Here is a 23,558-nt window from a genome sequence, read left to right on the forward strand (position 1 = left end):
GTACGTGTTTGCTAGGATTATATCTCACCGATCGTGTAATTGCTGGAATTACGCATTGCATTATGTTATTTCCCCCTGCTTTCCAGTCTCTAATCCCCACTCTCTACTCCCTTTTCAAGAAAGCAAACTAGCAGAATTTACGTCCAAAAATAACGTCGCTTGGGATTGTTGACGGAGAATAGAAGCCGGACAATCTGTAGTTATAGCTCCTTGCAACATCTTTTTTACCACATTCGCTTTACGTTTTTCTGGAGCAAGACAGATAATTTTTTTAGCTGAACAAATCGCCGAGATGGTGACAGTAAAAGCATATTGTGGAACAGTTTCTAGATTTGGAAAGTGACCTGTACTAACTTGTTGCTGACGGTTCACTGTATCCAGTTTCACTAGTTTCACACTGTAAGGATCTTGAAAATTTGCTACTGCTGGATCGTTAAAAGCCAAATGTCCATTTTCGCCAACACCAAGACAGCATAAGTCAATTGGTTGTGCTTGCAATAATTTAGTGTAGCGATCGCACTCTGCCACTGGTTGCAATGTATCACCTTCTAGATAGTGAAATTCTTTAGGAATAACCCGTTTCTCTACACGTTCTCGCATATAGCGCCGGAAACTGGCTGAATGGTCAGCAGTAATTCCCAAATATTCATCTAGATGGAACAGTATAATCCGTGACCAATCTACACCACCCAATGCAATTAAAGCATCGAGAAATTTGAGTTGGGAATTACCTGTTGCTAACAATACAGCAGCTGTATCTTGTTCGCTGAGAACCTGCTGTAAATACTTTTGCGCGATTTCGGCAACATCCTGGGCCATCTCGACTTCAGAGTTGTAAATCTGCACCAGTAAATCATCAACGCGAAAAAAGTTTAGATCGGCTAGCATTTGCTTACATGGAAGGTTATTAATTATACGGCAGTTTGCCCTGAGGCTCTACTTATCTGCCCTTACAGTTTTAGGATGTAGCAGATTATTTGTCACTTTTTACCCTGTATTAACCAAGGAACAATCACTAAGGACAAAAAAACAATGTAAACTATTTAAATTAAGTTAACAATTATTTACATTTTACCCAAAAATCATGCTGGCTGCAATTCTCTTTGACCTAGATGGCACTATTGTCAACACTGACCCTATACACTACCTAGCTTGGCAGGAAATGCTGTTAAATTACAGCATAGAAATTGACGAAACATTTTATAAAACCCGAATTAGTGGGGGGCTAAATCCAGAAATTGTTAAGGATATTCTGCCACAATTATCAGCAGCAGAGGGGCAAAAATTTGCAGATGAAAAAGAAGAACTTTTCCGCAAACTTGCCCCAAATCTTAAACCTTTGAATGGATTTTCTGAGCTAATAACTTGGACAGATACACATCAATTAAAACGTGCATTAGTTACTAATGCTCCGAGATTAAATGCAGAATTTATGCTAGAGGTTTTGGGAATAAAAGAAGCTTTTCATACAGTTGTTTTAGCGGATGATTGTATTGCAGGTAAACCCGACCCTGCACCTTACCAAGTTGCTTTGAATAAGTTGGGGATTACAGCAGAAGAAGCGATCGCCTTAGAAGACTCTCCTTCTGGTATTCGTTCAGCGGTGAGTGCAGATATCCGCACCATTGGCATAGCGTCTACCCATAATCCCCAAGTTTTGCAGGAAATCGGTGCATTTATGGCAATACCAGATTTTACTGATTTGCAGTTGTGGACATTTCTGAACTCACTCATTGAGAAAGATTCAAGTGCGATCGCTTCTAATCTTTGAGCGTATTGGAACCTTCTGAAGTAAAATTTTTTTTACTTTGTATCTCTTACATTGATTTATTTCTCAAACAGGATATTTTTCCTGTTTTTATATACTTAGCTACTTGGTAGAGAGATAGCAATGTTAATAGCATGTATATCTTCTAAGGCATTAAGCTTGCTTTAAATTCTGGCCAACGCTTGCAAACTTGTTCGTAGCAATCGGGTGGAGTAATTTTTAGTTGGTGTAAAAAATTCACCTCAATCTGAGGATCAGCTTTCAGCACCAGAAGAATATCTTGATGGGGATTGTATGTTGCGATCGCAGGGAAAATTGATGAAATCATGGATGAACACATTGATTGTGATATAAATCCGCTATCTTGACGCGATCGCAAGTAAAACCCAATCAAATCAGAGGGGAGAAATTGCAGGGTGAAGGGAACTGTATCAAGACTTGTATTTGTAGGGTGAGTCACTTTAGTATCCACATCACAAATAACAACTCCCCGCCCAAATGACTGAAATCCTTTCCATCCTGTGTAACCGATTACCAGCAGATTATTATGGATAAAGCTGTTTTGCCAGTAGCCGAAATTTCCTTGCCAAACACTATTAGATGGTCGCATTTATTTCCTCCCCCAACACCAATGACTCAATGCAAACCTGCTCAAGATCCCGTCCAATCAATACTAATCGCGTTTGACGGGGTTCCTGGGGTTGCCAAAGACGATCATAAAAGTAGTCAAATCGATTACCAACACCCTGTAATACCAGACGCATGGCTTTGTTCGGAACTGCTACAAATCCCTTAATTCGATAAATTTCTTGCTGTTGCACCAATGTTTGCAAGCGTTTGACTAGGACAGTTGGCTCCAATGCCTGATCTGGAAGTTTTTGCATATAAAGTATCTTGTTTGTTGATCGTTAATTTTGTGATGTGCAGAAAGAAGTTCTAACCACAGATATCACGCAGTCAGCAGGTGGTAAAATCCAAATATTTATCACTAGCTGCGATCGCTACCTAATCAAGCTTGAGGGAGTTTGCTTGGCAAAGTCTCTATCGCTCAATTCTGTACTCCCGTTCGCCCGCACAGCGCGGAACATTCCAAATCGGCACAGCCCTGCACCAAACGCCAAACGCATCAGCAAAAACGTCGGCATCTCGCGCAGAGATTTAATGAAACTAGATAGACCAAAACGCACCAATCCCTGTGGTCGAGCCACTCCTTGCCAGATGGAGTCTAGCCAAGAAGGAAGCGTTTGTTCCGTCCAGTCTGCCGTAATTACCTCCCCCTCGACTAATTCTGTCTCTGCTAAAAGTTCGGAAAAGCCTTCAATACTGGAAAAAGCTGGATGAGACCACTGATCGAGAAGTTGGCGCATTACTGGTTTCTCCCAAAAATTTAGGGGTTTTTGACGGTCATCCCTCTGATTCCAGTCAGCTACAACCAAAACTCCACCAGGCTTTAGCACCCGCATTAATTCTCTAGCAAAGATGCTTTTATCTGGCATGTGGGGGCCCGCTTCGATTGACCAGACCACATCAAAACTGGCATCTGGAAACGACAGTGCCATTGCATCATCGACCGCAAACTGGACGTTTAGCCCGTCGGGTGTTAACTCCTGGGCACGCTTTACCTGCTGTGGGCTGATTGTAATCCCTGTGACCGCAAACCCATAATCTCGCGCTAAAATCCGGCTGCTGCCGCCAATACCACAGCCAACATCTAAGACGGTAGTGCCAGAAGGTAATTTATCTAAACCACCCCATTTAACCATTTCATGTACAAAGTCAGATTTAGCAGCCAAAAAATCCTTTCGTCGTGGCGGCGAACCGTAGTGACCGAGGTGAATGTGTTCCCCCCAATAAAACTCTACGATGCCATCAAGAGTCCATTGATCGTAGGAATTGGCGACTGTGGCTGAGGATTCATACTTGCGGGCGGTCAGGAGATAAGCCGCAATTCCAATCACCAAAATCAGAAGAAAACCAATTACAGAATATAATAAAGTTGCCATTTTTTTGAACCCTTCTGTACAACTATTTGAGTCGATCTAACGGTTTACTCATTGCTGCTCGTCGCGAATTAGACGCGCCATGTGGTAATCGCCCACCAGATTCGCTGCCTACGATGAGCGGAGCTAACGCAATATAAATCATCCTATACATCGAAATTGCAATGTTTTGAACATCTTGAATAATTCTCCCTTGAAGTAGACTGGGCTTGTGTTTATCTTGGGAGAGAGCTGTTTGTTTGACAAAGGGATGAACAGCAGTGGCAATTTTCCCAACTCGGTAAATATAGAATTTTGGCATGATGATTAACTAAAGTATTAGTCTAGTGAATTAGCAATTTTTATGCTAATTGGGAAAGCATTTGTTCAGTATTAGAACAGGAATATGTATGTCACACACGCCATTTATTAACTGTTTTGAACAACTTCTATCTGTTAGTTAATACACACTATTCGCAAGCGATACTCTCATCTGGAGTAGCGATCGCAGCATCTAAAAACAAAATTTGTACCCTAAATTAACCGCCTACACTCTCATAGAAAGCTGTAATCTGTAGCGTCTTGATATGTGGGGCTATGAGAACGTAAAGCTGATTAGTTGCAGAAATTTTCATAAAGATATTTATCTGTGCCTCGCAGATGTACAAAATTACAAGTCAACTTCGGCGGGCATTCTGACTTACAAGGCAAGCCTTGATTACAGCTGCGGGACAGTGGCGGATTTACACCGGACTTTCCCCGTTTCCTCTAGCGGCTGTTCCCCACTAGAACCGAGATTCATCTGAATACTAACACAACTGTGATTTGCTTGCATAAAAATCAATGGTCGATCTATACTGGCATTCGTCATTAATCGGGGTAAGTCTCATTTTTTACCAAAGCTTGCTATAGATTTTGATCAATATCTTTCTTTAAATTGGAACTTAATGTTGTCTTTCATTGTGGTTGCTATTGTAGGAACAATTTTCGGTGCGTACTTAGCTGAATTTGTTCCAGCTAATAGACTTCAGAGAACTTTTGGTTATTTCTTGCTTGCATTAAGCAACGGCATCCTCAAACTCCGTATGAAGAATCACACTGCGATCGCATGAAAGATCCTCTCCTAAACTTAAAATTTTTAACATGGATATAAATGAAATTCTTAAATCTTATGCTGCTGGAGCAAGAAACTTTCAAAGACTAAATCTGCAAGAAGCAGAATTAACAAATGCCAACCTCATAGGCGCAGATTTTAGCTATGCTGATTTACGTCAAACACGACTTGGTAGAACTAATCTTAGCCGAGCTTGCTTACACGAAGCAGACTTGAGTGAATCTATTCTTTGGGGCATAGATTTGAGTGAAGCAGACTTATATCGTGCTGTTCTCCGAGAAGCTGATTTAACGGGGGCAAAATTAATCAAGACACGCTTAGAAGAAACAAATTTAATCAAAGCTAGTTTATGTGGTGCTAATTTGCATGGTGCAAACTTATCTCGTTCTCTGTTATTTCAAGCAGACTTACGCCCCAGTTCTGACCAGCGTACAGATTTGGGATATGTGGTTTTGAGTTGGGCAGATTTGAGTTATGCCGATCTCAGAGCCGTTTCCATGCATCACGCCAACTTAGATAAAGCAAAATTATGTCGCGCTAATCTATCTAAAACAATACAGTGGGGTAACTTAGCGGCGGATTTAAGTGAGGCTAGTTTGCAAGGTGCAGACTTGAGTTATGCAAATCTAGATAGTGCCATTCTGCGAAAAGCAAATCTGCAAGGTGCGGACTTAACAGGGGCAATTCTCACAAATACCGATCTCCAGGGAGCAAATATGCCTGATGGTACGGTTCATGATTGAGTTATTTGAGCAAAAACAGCAAAAGGTCTAGTACCGCAAGGCGGAATTAAAAATTAAAAATGAATACAGCATAAGGGTTTCGTTGATTTGGAATGATTGGTTTATTTCCGCCGTGTTGTACTAGTCGGTTTGAATGACGCAGAAATCGCAAACTAATGAAAAACTCCACCCAATACTGCACGCTTTGTGCATTTTTAACTCGGAATTGGGTTTGGGGAAAAGGTTAAAGGTTTTTTCTTTCCCCTTTCCCTTTCCCCTTTTCCCCAAAACCCGACAAGTATTGAAACTCCGCCCACTCTCTTATTAAATTAATTTGTTCGCCAGAATTTCCTGGTAGGTTTGGATTGTTTGCCTTGCGATCGCATCCCAGCTAAAATTTTCCAAGGCATATTTTTGGGCGTTTAATCCCCGTCGTTGGCGTTCTGCGGGATTTTGCAAAGCTTCTTGCAGTAACTCTACTAATGCTTGGACATCTGTTGCACCCACCCAACCCGACTCACTATCACGAATTTGTTGACAAATATGCACTTGATCAGAAATGACAACGGGTACACCTGCTACCATCGCTTCAGCTACAGCAATCCCAAAATTTTCATAGTAGGAAGGCAAGACAAATAAATCAGCAGCTTGTAGTAAACTGACTTTGAGTTCACCAGTGACAAAGCCAGTAATTGTAGTGTGCGATCGCAGTGGTGAATTTTGAATTTGGGATATTATCTTTTGTTCGTAATCTGGATCTTGAGGATTAGTACCAGCTAAGACAAAATGAAACTTATAACCAATCCCTAATAGATTCTCTAGCGCCGGAATCAACAAATTTAACCCTTTTTTCGGATCAATTCGTGACATAAACAGCACTAAAGGCACATCTTTTGGTATTTCTAACTGACTACATATATTTTTAAAAGAAGATTGAGGGGGAATTACACCCAAGGGAATCACCAAATCTGGTGTAGATACTCCAAACCGTTCTGATATTTTAGCTTCTTGATCGCTGGTAAAATGAATTGCTGCCGCACCCGCTAAGTTTTGACGTTCTATAATTGCGACATAAAGCTGTTTTAATAGCTTTTTTTTCTTTAAATCAGCCGGATCGAGAGTACCCAAAGGACGGAAAATATAAGGTAGCTTTTGCTGACGACACACAATCGCAGCAGCACTAATTATTGGCGAGAATAAAGCATGAATATGTGCTATGTCAAACTCATGAGCATGACGTTTTAGCCATTTTAATAAATCTAGAGAAAATTTGTAGCGACGAAACGGCGCACAACGAAAATAAATTATTTCATAGCCATCTTGTTTAATTGGGCGATTTAAAGGAACATCAAGAGGTGTCTGACCATTATCGCCATTACTATCAGTTGTGAGAATTGTAACTTCTACTCCCTCTTTTACCAACGCAGGAGCTAATCCTAGTACCATTTGGCTAGGGCCGCCGTAAATCAGAGAAATTGAGGGGACAATTTGTAATATTTTCATTTTTTTGTCATTTCTGATTTGTCATTTGTTATTTGTCCTTTGTTATTTGTCCTTTGTCCTTTGTTATTTGTCCTTTGTCCTTTGTTATTTGTCCTTTGTCCTTTGTTATTCACTAATAACCAATGACCAATGACCAATGACCAATGACCAATGACTAATGACCAATGACTAATGACTATTAACCAATTCTTGATAAAACTCTAATTGCTGTTTCGCTAAAGCTTTATTTGTGTATTTAATCAATGCCTTTTGATAACCCATTTCACCCAGACTGTGAGCAAAATATGGTTTATCTATTAATTGAACTAAGCAATTAGCAAGGGCTTGAGCATCACCTTCGGGAAATACTAAACCAGCATTGCCAATTACATGGGGAATTTCACCAGAATCAGAACCAATCACGGGCACTTGGCAAGCCATTGCTTCAATTAGCACATGACCAAATTGTTCTTTCCAGCCAGCAGAAGTTAAGGTTTTAAACTTGTAAGTTGTTTCTGAAGGCAGTACCAAAGTACTCATTAAATTAATATAGTTTGTAACCTCGTCATGAGGAACACTTTCTACCAAAATCAACCGTTCTTTAATATTATTTTCTGACGCTATTTTGATTAATTCAGTTTGTAGCTCTCCCCGTCCCAGAAGCAGTAACTTCCAAGATTTATTTTTCAAACTGATTAAGGCTTCTAAAAGTGTTAACAACCCCTTTTCCTGCACAAATCGCCCAACAAAACCTACCACAAAATCTTCTTTCTCAATGCCTAATTTAGCTGCTAATTCTGGTTGGGCTTTGGGCGTGAATAGACTTTCATCTACACCCAGTTGCGGCATGACTTTAATTGCACCTTGATATCCTCGTTGTCGCAAAACTTCCGCTCCATCCTGATTGCCAGAAATAATGCCGTGGCTGTGGTTGAGGTTATATTTTTCTAATAAAGCAATTGGTGGTTTCAGATTATATGGAAGATTCCACCAGGTAAAAAATAAATTTTTTGCCTTGAGTCCTAATAGCTTATTTAAGGTAATCATTTGAGTATAAGCCAAGGCTCTAGACCCTTGTTCTACCTGAATGATTTGGGGACGAAATTGTTTTAGTAAAGATATCAAATCAGCACCAAAGGTAAGGAGTCCCTGGTGATTTTGGCTAAAATTAGAAACTGGAACTATTCTAAATGTGCCTTCATCGCGGTATTCAGTTTCAATAATTCTATTTTGCACACCACCTGGTTTCCAGCGCTTTGGGACTACAACTGTCACTTCAATATCGGGTTCTAGTTGAGATAAAGCACGTAATTTTTCACAGTTGAGGTCTACGATATAAGTGTGACTAGCAACTAAAATTTTCATTTTTAATTTATTCTTTGTTATTGACAAATTACCAATGACTAAACTTGTTTATCCAATCGACTGTAAATTTGACCATCGTTCCATATTGATTGGATGACAGTACCCAAGGCTTTGAAAAAACCCAAAGTGTAGAAAATAGCGCGAGTGGCAATTTTGATGGGGGAACCGCTTTTATTACAAGGTGGGCGTCCCAGTACGTGACAGTCGAATAAACGGCCGTATAAACGTAAGGCTTGAGTCACGGTAAGGTTTTTCAGCCCTAGTAAGAAATGGTTGTGGTAGAAGGTGAGTTGATATTGGAGCGATCGCATACTAATATCATGACAACCACCTGTTTCTTCGCCTAAATGCACCAAATGGGCTTCTGGGTCGTACCAAATCTTATATCCTGTTTGCCTCACCCGCAAACAAAAATCTGACTCTTCGCGTACTGCACTACCGCGAAACCTCTCATCAAACCTCAGCCCATACTTAGTAAAAATTTCGCTGCGAAAAGACATATTGCAACCCCTCGCTGTCAGCACTTGCTGGGGTTTGATGGTATGTACTAAATCAATATGATACCAAGCAATTCCTGGGTCCATAGCTTGGGGAGGCAGATATTCAATCTCTAAATCTCCGCCAGAATCACCCAATTTCATTCTGTCAAATACTCGACCAGCGACAGCCCCCACTTCGGGATTTTGGAAATAATTTTTCGCATGGGCTGCTAACAATCCAGGGGTTAGCTGAACGTCATCATCAATAAATAATATTATTTCACCAGATGACCGCCGGACAGCATAATTTCGCGCCCCTGGCAAACTCGCCCAATCTAAACGCAACCATTTAATTTTACCTGCCTCCGCCATCTCTTCTAAGTAAGCTTGAATTTCTGGTTGGTGTTTTGCGGTTTGGTCTACAACTAAAACTTCAAAATTTGGATAGTCCTGTTTTAAGACATCCACAATGCTATCTCGTAGTGCTTCCTCCCGTCCGTAGGTCGGGATTACTACAGTAATTAATGGCCAATTATTCATGATTCCTATTCAGTAATTTTACTACTTCTATATTAGCCTTGTAAAAATTAATTTTCATGAAATTCAGTAAGCTACCATTGCTTTTATCGAAAAATAATTCTGAGTTATGAATTATTTTTCAATCACATTCAATCAATTGTTTACTAAACTCAGCACTTGCTCAACGCCCAGCTAACGGAACTTAGCACTCTTCATAAGACTTCTTGCATAAGTCGGGAAAAGGGGAAAGGGAAAAAGTTCTGTATTGCCCCCTTCCCCTTTAACCTTTACCCTTTTCCCCTCTTGCAAAAAGCACTTTTGCAAGAGGTCTATAGTGCTGCTGCATAGAGATTATCAAAGAACTCATTTTGCTTTTCGGAGTTATGCACAATTTGCGCTTGAGCTAATGCTCCTGCACTTAAAAATTCATAATGTTCTCGTTTATCATTCCTATCAAGAAATTGGATTATTTGTTGCAATGCTTGCTCTGCCAAATAATCGTAAGTACTATTCAGAATTTCCCAATATTCATTAGTTTTGGTTTTTTCACCGTGCTGCCAATTACTCCAGTGCCTAATTTCATTAATTGGTAATTCTAAAAGATAGCCATTTTCACCATGACGGACAAACTCTGGTAATGCACATATATTTGTCGTAATTGCAGGGGTGGCAACAGAAAATCCTTCGATGATACTATAGCCATAAGTATCATGTAATGTCGCCATTAGTTGAAAATGACTTTGCGATAATAGCTCAATAACTTTGTCATTAGGAATATTTTTATGAAAGACAACGTTATTTAGATTAAGTAACTTTAAATCTTCTACATATTTGCTGCGTTCTGGAAAATCTGTCGGAACTCCTGAACCATGTTCCAGTCCCGAAATTATATGTACAGTAATAGGCAAACCTAATTTTTCAGCTTTTTTTGCAAGTCTTAAAGCAACAACTCCGCCTTTGCGGGCAATATGATTGCCAATAAATACAAGCTGAAGATTTTGCTGTTCCTGATAAAGTTTTGATTGGTTAACTCTGACCGGAAAGTTGGGATGGACTACATCCACTTTCTTACTTATCTTTGCTTCTATCTTCCAACCTTCTATCCGCTTAATTAATCTCAACTTGGCGTAATCTGAAATGGCGATAATTTTTTGGCAATTTTCTAGTGCTAATCGATTATTTAATAACTCATAAATTGCAGCTTCAGCTTGATTTTGAGGATTTCTATATAAAACACGATGATCCTCAAAGGTGAGAAACCAAGGTTTATTTGTATATAAAATTCTGTTGAAAGAATGAATTGCTTGGTATCTTTCCCATACAGGTTGCCACGCAATAAAGCTAGCTAAAGGATACCAAATTTTTTCTATCGGATATCTGCCTGCGGGAAAAGGTTTAGGGCGGATGAGTGTATGCCGAGAATTTCGAGGTAGGTTGGGAATGCTGAGGTGTTTTTGACCTCCTATGATAACTTTTGCCATTTTTATTTCATTTAAATTGTTTTGAGACGTTTTTTCTTGTTTTTTAGCTGAGGGTTGGCATCTTCTTTATCTTGTTTCTCCAATTCTGGCAATTTAAAAAGAACTCCCGCAAAAAACCAATAATAGACAGCAACAGGATCAACATCCAGAGGATAGTAGTAGGTGTTGTAGCTAATAAACAATATAAACACCCATAAAGCTGCTCCGTAACTGCGGAAATTACGGTTTTTTATGGAGCGATAGGTTTTAAAGCTAATAATTGTTAAACTTGTTACCAAGCCCAGAAAGGCTAGTACCCCAAGAATTCCAACCTCAAAAAGTACTTTGGGGTAATAAGTTTCCACAAGCTTAGTTTTACCCATCGCACGGGCAGAGTTAGTTGCTCGTCCTAAGCCACTTCCCAATGGGCCGTCTACGTTTTTCCAATTTTCTTCAAATTGCTGGACGATAAAATCTTGAGGTGGTGAAGCTTCCCAACGACTGGTAAAACTCTCGGTTCTCTCTTGCACGACAGCAGGGTTGCTCACCATCGCAATTCCCAGAACTAGAGCAAGTCCTATCCCTATAGGGATAAATCGTTTAAGGTTGCCAAGTTGTCCAGTGAGCAATAGCAAAATCCCGAAGCAGATTGGTACTAAAGCTAGGGCAATTCTCTGTCCAGAAATTACAGCATTGATAAAGACTGTCACTAAAGAACTTAAACCGATTACCCGCCATACTATGGAAGGGTCGGTGAAGCCGGTAGCAAAGGTAAAAAAGGTGCTGGAAATTAAGAACCATGCCCACTGCCAAGGGGCTACAAATGTCCCTGGTAAGCGAATAACCCCTTCTTCAGGACTATATAAGAGCGCTCCACCAAAATAACACCGAGCTTCTAGTGATGTGACAAATAGGGCATTTCCTTCCAGACCTCTAGTGCCTTGACATATACCAGTTAGTAGTAACAGATATTGAATACATCCCAGCACACAGCAAATCAGTATCAGGACAATCTGGAGGCGCGATAAAAATAGAAAATCCCGCTTATCGCGAATTAGATAGTAGGCACAACCAATCAAAGGGACATAGCCTAAAAATACTTTCAGTCCCAGAATGCCCATACCTAAAGGTAGTTCTTTGGCTGCTTTTTCTAATAGTCCGACGCTAGGCGGGTTAAACTGCTGTCCACCATTAACAAATAACAGCGTTAGCAGACTACAACCCAAAACAATATAAAGTGGGATTTTAATACCTTGGGGGATAATTAAGGGTAGCCCCTGTTTACGGCAAGTCTGCCAAAGTCCAATTAGGGCTGGAACATAAAAAGCATCTTTAGCTAATTGAAGTACGGGACTATTGCCCAAGTAGTAGGTGATAGTACCCCCAATAGGTACATAAATGATGAAGGCATATAGCGCTTGGCGTGGGTATTTGTAGGAAAGGGATATGACTATTATTCCCAAGACTCCTGGGACTGCTACTTTAATTCCAGCTACGAAAAAAAGCAGAATGCCAACAAAAACACCGCTAAAGGTGGCGGTGGTGAGTAAGCTAGTGAGTTCTTTACGTGCTTGGGCTGTTTTGCGCTTTTGGGCTAACTGTTCTTTGAGGTTAAGGGCAGAATTTCCATTTTTAGTCTGTTTTTTCGAGTTTTTAGATTGCTTAGATTTTGACTTTAGTTTTGGCATAGTGGTGCTGTCGTCTATCAGCCTCGGAGAATCTATTATAGTTGACAAATTTCTTTGGATTGCTGTAAGTAGTACAATCCGAATTCATCTTTAACTGATTGATTTAATAATTTGCGATTAAAAATGCTAAATCTTAATCTTTTGGAATTATTAAAAAGATTTTCTCCTGTTTCTAAAATATAAACTGCGCCTGGAAATGGTAATGATTTAATAGCTTTTGCTTTGTTGTTTAAAATCTCTCTGACTTTGGCATGGTCTATATAATATCTATAGTATCCATAGCCACGATTATATTCTGCTGTTTCGGGCAAATAATTCAAATCATATCGAATGATGTTACAACTGCCGCACATCTTATAAAAATTATTTCTTTTAATATATATATAATTACTGCCTTCCTGATATTTATAACCTTTATTTATAAACCATCCATTAGAATCTGGGTGTTGTTGAACAAATTTGGCTAACTTTTTACTAACACAATCGTCAGCATCAACAGTCATAGTGTGGGTGGGAGAAAATTGACGAGCATAAATCAATCCTTTGAATATTTTACGCCCTTTATCTGTGTCTCCTTTTGCTACAGGGTTAGTCTCATTTGGAGGAGAGAAATCAACTGTAATGTATGTAATATGAGGATGAGTGAATTCTATTTTGGGCTTTTCGTGACAAACAACAATAACGTGAAAGTTAGGTGAGGTTTGATTGCAAACTGATTTAATGCATCTTTCAAATAATTGTGTGACACGTTCCCAGGAATTGGAAACTTTTGCACTTTTGAGTGGAATCACAAAAACAAGCACTGTGTTTTGTCAGAAGAAATAACTAATAATCTCGAAGCAAATAATAACATATTCAGACTGATGTTATAACTAATACCGTTTCTTTGTGAAGCTGCATATAATTCACCCCCCGGCTATCGCCGTCCCCCCGATGCCTTGGGGGGACTACAGGGGGGTATTATGATGTGCATCTTCATACAGAATTGGTATAACACTCTTGTATGACTATGCAGATACAAATGTCACAGCTTCTACACATAACCCAGGCTGGTTAATTTGTAGAAGCTGTGATAAGATTTGACGTTTTTTAAAAGCTGAGATGTTCAGCTAATTTAGTCCATAAGATGTTGTTGGACTTGCGAGACTAATTCATTTGTCCAGTGGTTGGCGAGTTCGGCATTGGCTGCTTCCACCATTACTCTGATGACTGGTTCTGTACCAGAGGCGCGAACCAAAATTCTGCCAGAATCACCCATTGCGGCTTCAGCAAGAGCGATCGCTTTTTGTACTGGTTCGCAATCTTGCCATCCTAAACGGCGATCGCGATCGACAACTCGCACGTTCCGCAATAATTGTGGATAGGTCTGGAAACTTTGATCTACTAATTCGCTCAAGGAAACACCCGCTTCTTTCACCAAAGCTGCGATATGTAATGCTGTTAGCAAGCCATCTCCAGTCACAGCATAATGACGGCAAAGAATATGACCAGATTGTTCTCCGCCTAGCATTCCCCCAGTCCGCAACATTTCGGCTTGCACATATTGGTCACCAACTGCGGTACGAATTAAGTTACCACCAATTTGCTGCCAAGCTTTCTCAAAGCCTAAGTTGGCCATGACTGTAGATACAATCAGGTTGTCTGGTAATTGTTGGTTTTGTTGTAAGTGGCGTCCCCACAGGTAGAGAATGTAATCGCCGTTAACTTGCCTTCCTGTATTGTCTACTGCTAAGACGCGATCGGCATCGCCATCAAAGGCAAAGCCGATATTGGCGTTGTGTTCTTGTACGGTGGCTGCAAGAATATCTAAATGGGTAGAGCCGCAGTTGACATTAATGCGATCGCCATCTGCTTCATTATGCAAGCAGATTACCTCTGCCCCCATTTCTGTAAATACTGATGGTGCTAACCCGACTGCTGCTCCCCACGCCAAGTCTAAAACAATCTTCATTCCCTGAAGATTTAAGGCACTGTTCAAGGGTTTTTTCAACGCCGAGCTATAATGCCCCACTAACTCAAAACGTGAGTGATGCCGTCCGCAATTACTGACTCTAGCAATCGGTGATATCTTCCCACGCAGTCCCGCTTCTATTTCTGCCTGCAATATTTGCGGTAACTTCCCACCATTGGCACTAAAAACTTTAATGCCATTGTCTTCTGGGGGATTGTGACTGGCAGAAATCATCACTCCGCCGATGGCATCAGTAATGCTGGTGAGATAGGCAACGCAAGGAGTGGGACACAATCCCAAATACCAAACCTCTAACCCTGCTGCTGTTAACCCTGCACTCAAAGCCATTGCCAGCATATCGCTGGAGTTTCTAGAATCCTGTCCGAGAATGACTGGCCCTACTTGAGTAGCATGGTTACGTAAAACAATCCCCGTCCAAAAACCAACTTGCAATGCTAGGGGCGCACTCAGTAATTCTCCGACTCGTCCGCGAATCCCATCTGTACCAAATAACGGATTTGCTGGTAGTGGGATTAAATTCAGCCCAAAACTGCTCTCAATCCCTTTCCCCAATCCCTCACTTTCAGAAGCAGAACCCCCAGAAATGCCCGATGTCCGAGTTATAGATGAAACCATATTTTTAAACACTCCACACAATCACACTGGAAAATAGCACTTAAGACTTTATTCAGCAATTTCGACATGCTTTTTCTCTTTAAGAAATTCATTCTAGATTCGGCTAGCTTACGTAATAATACTTAAGCTTTGCCTCTTGAAATGTAAATCTTTCATAAAGTCAGTATTGGTTTTTACATTATTAACAAAGTTTCCACATTTTAGCTAATTATTCCCTTTATGCCCTCAACTTTAGTCTTGATTTTTATCTGTATTAGTTTACACTTGGCAATCTTAATAACCAAAAAAATATGTAATAAATATTACCCTAATTTCATCACAAGCTTTTTTCAGGAAAGCTGAGAATGAAAGCAAAATTAAGCTAATAAGAACCAAAAACCAAAATCTAAAGTTCTATTTTCATAGCCTTGTTGCTGTGTAAAAAACTACAAAATCATCGCGGCTTAAAAAATTTTAATATAAATTCTCATCAAATAGTTTTAAGGTAACCTTTTAATGGCTTTTTTAGCCGTTAGTGAATCAAAACTCCGGCAGTTAACTTTTTAAAGTTGAGAATTTTAGATATGAGCAGCAATTTAGCAACCAAATTACGTGTAGGCACTAAGAAAGCCCACACAATGGCAGAAAATGTAGGTTTTGTCAAGTGCTTTTTAAGAGGAGTCGTCGAGAAAAACTCTTACCGGAAACTAGTTGCTAACTTCTACTTCGTCTACTCAGCGATGGAAGAAGAAATGGAAAAGCATAGCCAGCACCCAATTCTTTCTAAAATTAACTTTCCCCAGCTAAACCGCAAGTATACCTTAGAGCAAGACCTAGCTTATTACTTTGGTGCTAATTGGAGAGAGCAAATTAAACTATCTCCCGCAGGTGAAGCTTATGTACAGCGCATCCGAGAAATATCTGCCACAGAACCGGAATTGTTAATCGCTCATTCATACACTCGTTACTTGGGCGACTTATCGGGGGGACAAATTCTCAAAAATATTGCTGTAACGGCAATGAATTTATCGGAAGGGCAAGGAACAGCTTTTTATGAGTTTCCAGAGATTCCTGACGAGAAGGCATTCAAAGCGAAATATCGCCAAAATTTGGATGAATTACCTCTTGACGAAGCGACAACCGATCGCATCGTTGATGAAGCTAACGCCGCCTTTGGTACGAACATGAAAATGTTCCAAGAATTGGAAGGTAATTTAATCAAAGCAATCGGTGTAATGCTGTTCAACAGCCTCACACGGCGTCGTACACGCGGTAGTACTGAACTTGTCACTGCTGAGTAATAAGTGCTGAGTAATGAGTGCGGAGTATGGTGTGTGGAATCATCAGTCCAGACAGCCTAATGAAGGATAATTCATAGATGTTTCTGGAGAAAGAGCGAACAACGCTCAAAATATTTAGGGGCAATAGCCTTGTGACTGCTTTTTATTTGTGAAAGCAAGCATGGGGAAATTGCCCCTCAATTATGTTTAATTAGCGATTAAATTCTTGAGAGCATCTTTAGCATCAGTGTTTTCTGGATCTATTTGCAGCGCTTCCCGAAAAACTGCCGCCGCCTCTTGTTTTGAGCCATCACCAGATTCACCATAGGAAATATCTCGGCCAAGTTTGATGTAAAGTTCAGCCATTTTGCGACGTGGAATCATATTCGCTAGTGGCTGATAAAAAGCCATGACAGCAGTAAAGCCTTTTTGCTTGTAAAGTGGCAAATTTATATTGGAGCAGGTTTCATAACTGCCTTCACCAGTTTTTACCACATTTTGGCAAATTGCCAGAGCTTCATCTAGATTCTCTTGTTGAGCTAGTGCTTCGGTTAGTTGACTGTAATAATAATCTGTAGGTTCTTTGGTAACAGCTTGGCGGTAAAGAGCGATCGCTTCTTGGTGTTTTTCTTGTGTCATCAGCACATCGGCCAGTTCTGTATATGTTGAAGCGTCAGGCTCGATTTTAATTTGTTGGCGGTAGGCTGCGATCGCTTCGTTCACAAAGCCGCGCTTTAATGAAAGTTCAGCCAACTTTTTATAAAAAACCTTGCTATTGGGGTCATCTTTAGTTAATTGGCGATAGATAGCTACTGCTTCTGAATATTCCAAGATTTCACCCAACTTATCATAAGCGTTGTCAGACCAAAGATAACCACTCTCATCGAGTTTAATGGCTTCGCGGTAAGCTGCGATCGCTTCTTCTCGTTTGCCTATTTTGAATAGAGTCTCGGCTAAATAGTAGTAATTACTGGAATCAGGACTCAGTTTAACTGCTTGACGGTAAGCTACTAATGCTTCCTCTGTGCTGCCAACTTGCTGCAAATTCCTGGCTAAAATAATGTAGTTGCTATCATTTTTAGGATCAAGTTTGATGGCTTGACGGTAAGCTGCGATCGCTTCTGTGGTTCGTCCTTTCTCTACCAGGAAATTCCCTAATTTGAGGTAAATTGCCGAATCGGGAGTTAATTGCAACGCTTGGCGATAAGTAGCGATCGTCTCTGCAATCTTGCCTTGGGAAGACAAAACATCTGCCAGCTTGACGTAAGCGTAACTGTTTTTGGCATCCTTCTGAATGAAACTCCGCCAAATATTAGCGGCTTCTTCATAATTTTTCACTTCTTCGGCAGATGTCGCTTTTTGTTCCAACTCCTCCACTGTTTGTGCCACACTGATTTGAGGAGCCAACGCCAAACCTAAACTCAACACCAACGGCAATATTTTCAGGCTTCTCATAGACTTTCAGCTTAAAATAACTAAGTAAATCTTCAAACCAAGCTTAATCTCAGTATTTAAGTTTGTAACCCGTAAAACTTACCATACTGAGTAAATCAGGCAAAAATATGGCTACGAAAATTCCTGTCACAGTGATCACAGGCTTCTTAGGTAGTGGAAAAACCAGCCTAATTCGCCACCTACTACAAAACAACCAAGGACGCCGCATTGCCGTTGTAGTCAATGAATTTGGCGAACTCGGTATTGATGGCGAATTATTGAAATCCTGTCAAATTTGCCCGGAAGATGGCGAGGGTGACACTAATATCTTTGAATTAACCAACGGCTGCTTATGCTGTACGGTGCAGGAAGAGTTTTACCCGATGATGCAAGAGTTAATCAAGCGGCGAGACAGCATCGACTGCATTTTGATTGAAACCTCTGGTTTAGCCTTACCAAAACCATTGGTGAAGGCTTTTCGCTGGCAAGAAATTCGCAACGCCGCCACTGTGGATGCGGTGATTACCGTGGTAGATTGTGCGGCGGTAGCAGCGGGGACATTTGCTAGCGATCCAGAAGCGATCGCAGCCCAGCGGCAAGCAGATGATAATCTAGAACATGAAACACCCTTGCAAGAACTGTTTGAAGACCAACTTGCTTGTGCAGACTTGGTGGTGTTGAATAAAATTGACTTGGTAGATGCCGAGACAAAAGCCAGAGTTGAGGAATTGATTAAGCAAGAGTTGCCCAGAGTGGTGAAGATTGTCGAGAGCGATTGTTCTCAACTCGATGCATCTATTTTATTAGGATTTCAAGCCGCAGTGGAAGACAATTTAGATTCTCGTCCCAGTCATCACGACACCGAAGAAGATCACAACCACGATGAAGAAATTACCTCAGCTAATTTAATTTTGGATCGTACCTTTGACCCAGAAAAGCTGCAACAGCAGTTGCAAACATTGGCACAACAACAAGAAATTTACCGGATTAAAGGCTTTGTGGCAGTGCCAAATAAATCCATGCGCTTAGTGATGCAGGGCGTGGGAACCCGATTTGAGAAATTTTACGATCGCCCCTGGAAACCAGAAGAAGCCAGACAAACGCGCTTAGTTTTCATCGGTCGTGATTTGAAGTCTTCAGAAATTGAATCACAACTTGTAGCTTTATAAGAAGAATTCAGAACTCAGGAGTCAGAATTCAGAATTGAATTCTGTACGACTGGGTAATGAATATTGGTTTCAAACCTTGCCCGCAAGTGGCGCGAAAAAAATTACTTTACAAAAATATGACAATCTCTCAACTATTTAACATTGCTAATCTTTTCGTATTGCCATTTTGGGCATTGATGATTTTATTGCCAAACTGGAAAGTTACACGACAGATAATGTCATCATATCTACCCTTTTTGCTGTTAGCTGGAGCCTATGTGTATTTATTTGTCAACAGCATTACGCCAGAAAATGCCCAAGATTTCTCGAATATACAATTAGCTGATGTTGCCCGACTTTTTGCAGATGAAAAAGTCGCTGCAACGGGTTGGATTCATTTTTTAGTGATGGATTTATTTGTCGGTCGGTGGATTTATTGGGAAGGGCAGAAAACAGGTACTTGGACAATTCACTCCCTGGCTTTGTGTTTGTTTGCTGGGCCTTTAGGATTACTATCTCACATCTTGACTGACTGGATTACTAAGACATTTTTTCCCAAATTTCAGCAGAATGAAACGGCGACAGTAGCAGAACAAGAAGTATCATCACCTGGCACATAGTATTAGAGGCGCACATCTGTGCGCCCCTACTCAATACTTCTGGGATCAGCATTTTGAACTCGGAATTGGGTTTTGGGAAAAGGTTAAAGGGTAAAGGTTAAAGGTTTTTTCTTTCCCCTTACCCCTTACCCTTTTCCCCAAAACCCGACAAGTATTGCGCCCCTAATCATATTAGGTAATAATAGGCAATAATTTACTACCATTACCTATTACCTAATTTGAAAATCATTAACTGTTGTCGTGTCTATAGTCGGCATCTAACCAACAGCGTGGTAGAACTTCACCAGAAGGAAAAACAAGATTTTCTTTTTTAAAAGTATCAGGTGGCTGTTCTTCTTCACCTTCTTGTTCTCGTCCGTGAACAACATCGCTATTCGGGTCAAGCAGTTCTTGAATTTCCAGAATTTTTACCAATTCGCCAGAATTTTTGATTTGTAAAAGCATCGAAATTGCCTCAATAAGTTTGCATGAAAATTGGAAGCGAGTTTCAAAATAAACTCACTCACCTCTCAACCGATTTAGAACGTTGAGATTCCTTAATCGTTAAAGGAAATTTTTACCAGATATCCACACACAAATGACACGAGATCCATTTATGTGTATCTGTGGTTTTTATTTTTATAAAATTGACACAGCAAACAAATTCTCAATTTAGCACTCTAAATCTAATTAGGGAATGCTGACCGAGAAAATTGTTTAATTCAAATAATCTTGGTTTTAGAGATTAGATTTCGCGTTGATATTTTTCCAAAATATCTACTAGAGTGACTTGGCATTGCAGTGGCAGGAAATCGATTAAAGGAAGTTCACTTCTACCGCCGCCAATTTTTACTGGAATTGATTCTAAGACTTTGATAACTTGGTCTTCATTTACATTGTTGGAAGTAATTAAAGGATACAACTGTTCAGCAACAAGGGTATGCAGTTTGGCATTAGATAAATAAAGATGCCATTTGGCAATGTCTATGTAGACATTTTCGCCAATTTCAGCTGCTAGGGCTTCTAGTAATTCCGTGGTGTTAGTCTTAGCCATAAAAATAACCCTACATTAAGAAAGTGTGCGAAATCTCAGGCTTTTTTACATTATCGCTCACTTAAAAGGCTGATTCTACTACCACAGGTTACAATAACCCCAGCATCAGCTGTCCGTCTTCAGGTGGATTTGGGTGGAGTTTCGCTGTAGTTAGCGATCGCACTAATATAAATCAGATGCACCAAAACTATTCCTGTCCAACTTGCAGTCAACAACGGCAGCCACTCCCAGGTGGTGCCTTTCAAGATGTGGAAAAACCATAACCCAGAATTAACAGTAGCAGCGATCGCTACATGCACGGCAAAATTCATCCGGTCATCGATCTTGCGGTAATCAGGGTCTTTGCGATCGGGTTTGCGAGGCCAACGAGGAGGCATAAATATTTGTTACAGATTTAAATACACCCTACTTATTCTAAGGTTTTTGGGGCAGCGGTGGCTGCTCGTCCTTCCAGACTACCCCATGTTTCTACAGCTAAAATTCTATCCCAAAAATAATACCTAAAAACAGACACCTTAGACTTCTTGCAAAAGTCGGGGTAAAGGGTAAGGGGTAAAGGGTAAAGAAACTCAAAATCCTTTCCCTTTAACCTTTACCCTTTTCCCTAAGAGTGCAAAAACATATTTTTGCAAGAGGTCTCTTGAAAGGGCTGGTTCTACTGCAATACTTGTCGGGTTTTGGGGGAAAGGGGAATGGGAAAGGGAAAAGAAAAAACCTTTACCCCTTAACCTTTAACCTTTTCCCCAAACCAGATTCAGAGTTAAAAGTGATTAACCGAGAAGTAGTGGGTTCTACTGCTGTTGAATTTACCCCAATAATCGTTGCCAAGTTAGTTCTTGTGTCGCTTCATCCCAATGCCAGCGCAATAAATTAGCGGGTTGATTCTTGACAATTTCAGGCAAACCAATCGCTTGTCTAGGTGCATTGGTAGCCAATAAAATGGCTGTTTCTACGTCACAAATCCCCCACTTAACCAAATTCTGCACTCCCACTAATAAGGGTAAAGTCGTCCCCGATAAAGTGCCATCAGCCAGTCGCGCCGTACCGTTTTTAACTTCAATTTCCCGACTGTCCCAAGGATATACCCCATCGGGTAGCCCCAGAGGTGAAAGGGCATCACTCACAAGAAACAGCCCTTTATCTTGATAGCTAGCGCGAAGCAAAATTTGCAGCATCGTCGGCGAAACGTGTTCACCATCAGCAATAAAGCCACACATCACATTAGGATGGGTAATTGCTGCCCCTAATAATCCTGGTTCGCGGTGATGTAATGGTGGCATGGCATTGAAAGCATGAGTTACCATCGTTGCACCGAGTTCAAAAGCAAGTTGCGCTTGGGCAAATGTTGCCTGAGAATGTCCTAAACTAACGGTAATCCCCAAAGAACGCAAATATGGAATTACTTCGCCTGTGGGATCTAATTCCGGCGCTAAGGTGATAACTTTTACAATGTGGGCATAATCTCCCAAAACCCGCTTTACCTCGTCAATTGTTAAGGGTAACAAGTACTCTGCCGGGTGTGCGCCGCGCTTTTGAAAATTCAAAAATGGGCCTTCTAGATGTACTCCGAGAATCTTGGCACCTGCTTGTTGACTAGGGATAATATCAGCAATGACTCCAAGCGATCGCTGAATCTTTTCTACTGAAGTTGTTACAAGTGTCGGCAAAAATCCATCTACCCCGACATCCCACAAAAATTTCGTTATTTTCTGGAGTATATGAGCATTTTCAGCCGTCAAATCAGGAAATGCCAATCCCAAAGCACCGTTAATTTGCAAATCAACGCCGCCTAGAGAAATCCAGTCACCTCCTACATTTAGTAGGGACACACATCCGTGTATTCCTACCGTACCCATTGGCAAGATTTGCTCAATTATGCCTTCTTGATTGACCAAGAGCATCTGCAAATCTTTGTAACCAGGCACTCTAGCATTGATAATATCTACAGGATTTTGTGTTGCTTGGGTCATCACACTGACGAGAAGATAGCTAAATCTGATTTTAAATGCAACCAATATCAATAAATCAATTCAAACAACGCCAATAGATGAGATGATTATTGGCATTATCTAGCTTCCATAAGCTAGCTCAAATAATTTTGAATTTTGAATTTTAAATTTTGAATTATTATGACTCCCTTAGTTGGTATTATCATGGGCAGCGATTCCGATTTGCCCACTATGAAAGATGCGATCGCAGTTTGTGAAGAATTTGGCGTAGAGAGCGAAGTGGCGATCGTTTCGGCTCATCGTACCCCAGAACGCATGGTGCAATATGCTCAACTTGCACACCAACGCGGTATTAAGGTAATTATTGCTGGCGCTGGTGGTGCTGCCCATCTCCCTGGAATGGTAGCGTCTTTAACTCCCCTTCCTGTGATCGGTGTTCCTGTACCCACCCGGAATTTACAAGGTGTAGATTCTTTGTATTCTATTTTACAGATGCCTGCTGGTATTCCTGTGGCAACAGTGGCGATCGGTAATGCCAAAAATGCCGGACTTTTAGCAGTACAAATCCTCGCAACTCACCAACCAGAATTGTTAGAAAAAGTGCAACAATATCGTCAAACCCTATGTGAATCAGTAATTGCAAAGCAAGCAAAACTAGAACAACTAGGCTATGAGCAATATTTACAGCAAATGCTTTAAGGTAATTCGTAATTCGTAATTCGTAATTCGTAATTTGGTAAGAAATCTTAACAGCACAACAGGGAGCAGGGGGTAGATGAGGGAGCTACGGTGTATACACAAGTCTTCTAGAGTTGCGCCACAGCCTTTTGATCCCCCCAACCCCCCTTAAAAAGGGGGGCAAAAAGCTCTCAAAGTCCCCCTTTTTAAGGGGGATTTAGGGGGATCTACAACAATTTTGGTTTTATAGCAAAGATGTGTGTACACCGTAGCC

23 protein-coding genes, 1 pseudogene and 1 riboswitch are annotated in these 23,558 nt (G+C 40.7%); of the genes and pseudogenes, 7 read left to right on the forward strand and 17 right to left on the reverse strand.

What is annotated here, in order from left to right; all coding sequences use genetic code 11:
- Positions 1 to 114: 114 nt before the first annotated feature.
- Positions 115 to 888, reverse strand: a complete 774-nt coding sequence (locus tag ACWATR_RS29830; RefSeq protein ID WP_460340021.1) for a glucosamine-6-phosphate deaminase — start codon at positions 886 to 888, stop codon at positions 115 to 117.
- A 196-nt stretch (positions 889 to 1,084) separates the two neighbouring features.
- On the opposite strand from ACWATR_RS29830, the gene ACWATR_RS29835 reads away from it, so the two are divergent.
- Positions 1,085 to 1,771 (forward strand): HAD family hydrolase, encoded by a 687-nt coding sequence (locus ACWATR_RS29835; RefSeq protein WP_460340024.1) that lies wholly within the window; start codon positions 1,085 to 1,087, stop codon positions 1,769 to 1,771.
- Positions 1,772 to 1,913: 142 nt separating this feature from the next.
- On the opposite strand, the gene ACWATR_RS29840 is transcribed toward ACWATR_RS29835, so the two are convergent.
- The 4 genes and pseudogenes from ACWATR_RS29840 to ACWATR_RS29855 form a co-directional block, all read right to left on the reverse strand.
- Positions 1,914 to 2,378, reverse strand: a complete 465-nt coding sequence (locus ACWATR_RS29840; RefSeq protein WP_460340027.1) for a hypothetical protein — start codon at positions 2,376 to 2,378, stop codon at positions 1,914 to 1,916.
- Positions 2,365 to 2,637, reverse strand: a pseudogene (locus ACWATR_RS29845) (CobW C-terminal domain-containing protein); the annotation flags it as partial. The pseudogene ACWATR_RS29845 and the gene ACWATR_RS29840, both read right to left, overlap by 14 nt.
- A 132-nt stretch (positions 2,638 to 2,769) precedes the next feature.
- A complete protein-coding gene (locus tag ACWATR_RS29850; RefSeq protein ID WP_460340030.1) occupies positions 2,770 to 3,771 on the reverse strand; it encodes a methyltransferase domain-containing protein in 1,002 nt (333 codons plus the stop codon).
- A gap of 22 nt (positions 3,772 to 3,793) precedes the next feature.
- Positions 3,794 to 4,069: a hypothetical protein gene (locus tag ACWATR_RS29855; RefSeq protein WP_460340033.1), complete on the reverse strand. Its 276-nt coding sequence runs from the start codon at positions 4,067 to 4,069 to the stop codon at positions 3,794 to 3,796.
- A gap of 346 nt (positions 4,070 to 4,415) precedes the next feature.
- Positions 4,416 to 4,558: riboswitch (cobalamin riboswitch) on the reverse strand.
- Positions 4,559 to 4,694: 136 nt separating this feature from the next.
- Between ACWATR_RS29855 and ACWATR_RS29860 the strand changes: the two genes are divergently transcribed.
- Entirely contained in the window at positions 4,695 to 4,859 is a 165-nt protein-coding gene (locus ACWATR_RS29860; RefSeq protein WP_460340036.1) for a hypothetical protein, read from the forward strand.
- A gap of 31 nt (positions 4,860 to 4,890) precedes the next feature.
- Positions 4,891 to 5,604 (forward strand): heterocyst differentiation pentapeptide repeat protein HetL, encoded by a 714-nt coding sequence (gene hetL, locus ACWATR_RS29865; protein ID WP_460340039.1) that lies wholly within the window; start codon positions 4,891 to 4,893, stop codon positions 5,602 to 5,604.
- Between the two features lie 303 nt (positions 5,605 to 5,907).
- On the opposite strand, the gene hpsP is transcribed toward hetL, so the two are convergent.
- From hpsP to glmM, 7 genes are all read right to left on the reverse strand, one after another.
- Positions 5,908 to 7,086, reverse strand: a complete 1,179-nt coding sequence (hpsP, locus tag ACWATR_RS29870; protein WP_460340042.1) for a hormogonium polysaccharide biosynthesis glycosyltransferase HpsP — start codon at positions 7,084 to 7,086, stop codon at positions 5,908 to 5,910.
- 168 nt (positions 7,087 to 7,254) lie between these two features.
- The gene (gene hpsO / locus ACWATR_RS29875; RefSeq protein ID WP_460340045.1) at positions 7,255 to 8,430 is read right to left on the reverse strand and encodes a hormogonium polysaccharide biosynthesis glycosyltransferase HpsO; all 1,176 of its coding nucleotides are present in this window, start codon (positions 8,428 to 8,430) and stop codon (positions 7,255 to 7,257) included.
- A gap of 38 nt (positions 8,431 to 8,468) precedes the next feature.
- On the reverse strand, positions 8,469 to 9,449 hold the full coding sequence (gene hpsN, locus ACWATR_RS29880) for a hormogonium polysaccharide biosynthesis glycosyltransferase HpsN (protein ID WP_460340048.1): 981 nt from the start codon (positions 9,447 to 9,449) through the stop codon (positions 8,469 to 8,471).
- Between the two features lie 308 nt (positions 9,450 to 9,757).
- A complete protein-coding gene (locus ACWATR_RS29885) occupies positions 9,758 to 10,909 on the reverse strand; it encodes a glycosyltransferase family 4 protein (RefSeq protein WP_460340051.1) in 1,152 nt (383 codons plus the stop codon).
- 11 nt (positions 10,910 to 10,920) lie between these two features.
- Entirely contained in the window at positions 10,921 to 12,576 is a 1,656-nt protein-coding gene (gene hpsL / locus ACWATR_RS29890; protein WP_460340054.1) for a hormogonium polysaccharide biosynthesis protein HpsL, read from the reverse strand.
- A 35-nt stretch (positions 12,577 to 12,611) separates the two neighbouring features.
- Positions 12,612 to 13,379 (reverse strand): glycosyltransferase family A protein, encoded by a 768-nt coding sequence (locus ACWATR_RS29895; protein WP_460340057.1) that lies wholly within the window; start codon positions 13,377 to 13,379, stop codon positions 12,612 to 12,614.
- A gap of 311 nt (positions 13,380 to 13,690) precedes the next feature.
- Positions 13,691 to 15,163: a phosphoglucosamine mutase gene (gene glmM / locus ACWATR_RS29900; RefSeq protein WP_460340061.1), complete on the reverse strand. Its 1,473-nt coding sequence runs from the start codon at positions 15,161 to 15,163 to the stop codon at positions 13,691 to 13,693.
- Positions 15,164 to 15,726: 563 nt separating this feature from the next.
- On the opposite strand from glmM, the gene ACWATR_RS29905 reads away from it, so the two are divergent.
- Positions 15,727 to 16,443 carry a biliverdin-producing heme oxygenase gene (locus ACWATR_RS29905; RefSeq protein WP_460340064.1) on the forward strand — a complete coding sequence of 239 codons (717 nt, stop codon included), beginning with the start codon at positions 15,727 to 15,729 and terminating at the stop codon, positions 16,441 to 16,443.
- A gap of 186 nt (positions 16,444 to 16,629) precedes the next feature.
- On the opposite strand, the gene ACWATR_RS29910 is transcribed toward ACWATR_RS29905, so the two are convergent.
- Complete coding sequence (locus ACWATR_RS29910; protein WP_460340068.1) at positions 16,630 to 17,877, reverse strand: tetratricopeptide repeat protein; 1,248 nt, start codon at positions 17,875 to 17,877, stop codon at positions 16,630 to 16,632.
- Between the two features lie 107 nt (positions 17,878 to 17,984).
- Between ACWATR_RS29910 and cobW the strand changes: the two genes are divergently transcribed.
- A complete protein-coding gene (gene cobW / locus ACWATR_RS29915; protein ID WP_460340071.1) occupies positions 17,985 to 19,025 on the forward strand; it encodes a cobalamin biosynthesis protein CobW in 1,041 nt (346 codons plus the stop codon).
- Between the two features lie 116 nt (positions 19,026 to 19,141).
- Positions 19,142 to 19,624 (forward strand): ABA4-like family protein, encoded by a 483-nt coding sequence (locus tag ACWATR_RS29920; protein ID WP_460340074.1) that lies wholly within the window; start codon positions 19,142 to 19,144, stop codon positions 19,622 to 19,624.
- A gap of 228 nt (positions 19,625 to 19,852) precedes the next feature.
- On the opposite strand, the gene ACWATR_RS29925 is transcribed toward ACWATR_RS29920, so the two are convergent.
- From ACWATR_RS29925 to nagA, 4 genes are all read right to left on the reverse strand, one after another.
- The gene (locus tag ACWATR_RS29925) at positions 19,853 to 20,068 is read right to left on the reverse strand and encodes an acetyltransferase (RefSeq protein WP_460340078.1); all 216 of its coding nucleotides are present in this window, start codon (positions 20,066 to 20,068) and stop codon (positions 19,853 to 19,855) included.
- A gap of 280 nt (positions 20,069 to 20,348) precedes the next feature.
- The gene (locus ACWATR_RS29930) at positions 20,349 to 20,657 is read right to left on the reverse strand and encodes a DUF3181 family protein (protein WP_069070801.1); all 309 of its coding nucleotides are present in this window, start codon (positions 20,655 to 20,657) and stop codon (positions 20,349 to 20,351) included.
- A gap of 119 nt (positions 20,658 to 20,776) precedes the next feature.
- Positions 20,777 to 21,034, reverse strand: a complete 258-nt coding sequence (locus tag ACWATR_RS29935) for a hypothetical protein (RefSeq protein ID WP_435025173.1) — start codon at positions 21,032 to 21,034, stop codon at positions 20,777 to 20,779.
- A gap of 429 nt (positions 21,035 to 21,463) precedes the next feature.
- Positions 21,464 to 22,627: an N-acetylglucosamine-6-phosphate deacetylase gene (gene nagA, locus ACWATR_RS29940; RefSeq protein WP_460340082.1), complete on the reverse strand. Its 1,164-nt coding sequence runs from the start codon at positions 22,625 to 22,627 to the stop codon at positions 21,464 to 21,466.
- Between the two features lie 159 nt (positions 22,628 to 22,786).
- Between nagA and purE the strand changes: the two genes are divergently transcribed.
- Positions 22,787 to 23,305 (forward strand): 5-(carboxyamino)imidazole ribonucleotide mutase, encoded by a 519-nt coding sequence (purE, locus tag ACWATR_RS29945; RefSeq protein WP_334766652.1) that lies wholly within the window; start codon positions 22,787 to 22,789, stop codon positions 23,303 to 23,305.
- Positions 23,306 to 23,558: the final 253 nt, after the last annotated feature.

The sequence above is a fragment of the Nostoc sp. UIC 10890 genome, from assembly GCF_054786515.1.